The organism is Streptomyces sp. NPDC043812, from assembly GCF_056436245.1.
In genome coordinates, this window is record NZ_JBWKCY010000093.1 from 1 (window position 1) to 1,974 (window position 1,974).

The 1,974-nt window shown below is 65.7% G+C and carries 2 protein-coding genes and 1 pseudogene; 2 read left to right on the plus strand and 1 reads right to left on the minus strand.

The features are described 5' to 3' along the window. Positions 1 to 410 (plus strand): response regulator transcription factor (locus AC067Z_RS38845; RefSeq protein WP_478794352.1); only part of this gene is annotated, 410 nt, incomplete at its 5' end. A 93-nt stretch (positions 411 to 503) separates the two neighbouring features. Here AC067Z_RS38845 and AC067Z_RS38850 read toward each other — a convergent pair. Continuing rightward, positions 504 to 1,514 carry a helix-turn-helix transcriptional regulator gene (locus AC067Z_RS38850; protein ID WP_478794353.1) on the minus strand — a complete coding sequence of 337 codons (1,011 nt, stop codon included), beginning with the start codon at positions 1,512 to 1,514 and terminating at the stop codon, positions 504 to 506. A gap of 314 nt (positions 1,515 to 1,828) precedes the next feature. Between AC067Z_RS38850 and AC067Z_RS38855 the strand changes: the two are divergent. Continuing rightward, a pseudogene (locus AC067Z_RS38855) lies at positions 1,829 to 1,974 on the plus strand ((2Fe-2S)-binding protein); the annotation flags it as partial.

The window sequence follows — 1,974 nt, forward strand, 5'->3', positions numbered from 1 at the left end:
GGACCCTGAACGACCTCCCGGAACGCATGCTCCTGTTCGACCGCTCCATCGCGTTCATCCCGGCGAGCAGCGACCGGCACGTCGCCCTGGAGCTGCGGCAGCCAGCCCTGATCGCCCATCTGGCATCCGTCTTCGAGTGGTTCTGGCACCAAGCACTGCCGATGTACGGCGCTGCGCAGATGCCAGCCCCGACGGGTGTCTCGGAGCGCCAGTTCGCGATCGCGCGGCTGCTCGCGGAGGGGCATGCGGACGAGGTCGTGGCCCGTCGTGTGGGAATCAGCGTGCGAACGTGCCGCAAGCACATCGCGCACCTCGCCGAACTGCTCGGCAGCGCCAACCGCGTGCAGCTCGGGGCGCTCATCGCCCGGTCCGGGATGCTCGGCGCGTCCGGGCACCCCGGCTCCACTTGATGCAGTGCAGCATGATGACCGTGGCGGCTCCACAAGTCTGGGGTCATCGTAGGGATGATGGGTCGGGGGCACGAGCCAGACGCAGCGAGGTGATCAGTCGCGAGTATCGCCCTTGGAGTAGTCGTCGGTCTGTCCCAGGATCCCGGACTTGGCAATGAGGTAGCCGAGTTGGGCACGGCTGCCGCTGCCGAGCGCGGCGGCAAGCTTGGCGATGTGGGCCCGGCAGGTGCGCACGTTCATGCCGAGTCGGCGCGCGATCGCCTCATCCACATGCCCTTCGACCAAGAGCTTGGCGATGGATCGCTGGACGCCGGTGATGCCATCGGGGGCGGGACCGTAGGGCACTTCCTCCATGAGAGGGACCGCTCGCCCCCACAGGTGCTCGAAGACCTTGGTCAGATAGGCGACCAGCCCGGGGTGGCGCAGCTCCAGGGCGACCTGCCGGTCGTCGCGCGCGGGTATGAAGGCGACTGTCTGGTCGCAGATGATCAGCCGCTCGATGAGTTCCTCGAGTGTGCGGATCTCCATTTTGGCACCGGCCATGCGCTCGACATAGGCGTATGTTCTCTGGCTGTGCCGGACGGTGTGCTGGTAGAGAGTGCGGACGCGGATGCCATTTTCGATCAGAGGCCTGCTGCGCTTGAGTGCGTCGCTCAGGTTGTGCTCGCTGCGACCGCCGCCGGGTTGAACGGTGAGCACCTCGGTCTGGCTCTCGGCGATGGCCACGTCGAGCGCAGCGTCGATGCGTTCGAACCCTTCCAGGACGGTGATGGCATGGGTGATCGGTGGCTTCTGCGTGCTGACTGCCAGAAAGGGCTCGAATGTGTCCGTCAGTTCCACCGAGAGTCGTCGGCGGTCCTGGATTTCGCGCTCGAGCGGGTGCAGTCGTTGAGCCAGGGCGGCTGACGGAGGCACCGGTCGCAGCCAGGTCGGATCGTCCGGGTCCGGATGCAGGAGTGCGAACTCCAGCAGGCAGGGGGCGTTTTCGGCCTCGGCGCGGGTGATGCGGCCGGCCGTCAAGGCGCTCGCATAGAGACGGGCCCCCTCGTCACAGAATTCTGTGACGACATGAGGATGTGTCTGTTTTGTGTGCTTATTCGGCAAATCTCCACCCCCCAGGGTCTTGAACGTGCAGGAACATGATGCATCGCTCCTGTGGCTTGACATGCCCCAATGAGCCATCGTCTTGTCCTGCGGGGGAATGGAAGTCATCAAGTGAGGACGAAGCCGACTATGTACACGCGAATGCTTCGCTCGGTGCTTGCTACCGTGATTGCCGCTGCTGCGCTAGCGCTCGGGGCGTCGGGTAATCCCGACGTCGGGTGGGGAGCCCCTGCCCCCGATTCTCAGAGTGCCGTCGACCCGCTTGTTCGAGGGGGAGACGTGGGTTGGGGCAGCGTCGGAGCGGATGTGGCCGCATGACCATCCCCCCGGACGACAGGGTCTTCCGACGCGAGATGGCGACCGCCTACCGCTCCGGGTGGCACTTCATCGACCTCGTCACGGCGATCCCGCACCGTGGCGACTCGTTGATGGTCACCCTGTTCGGCGAGCCGATCGTCGT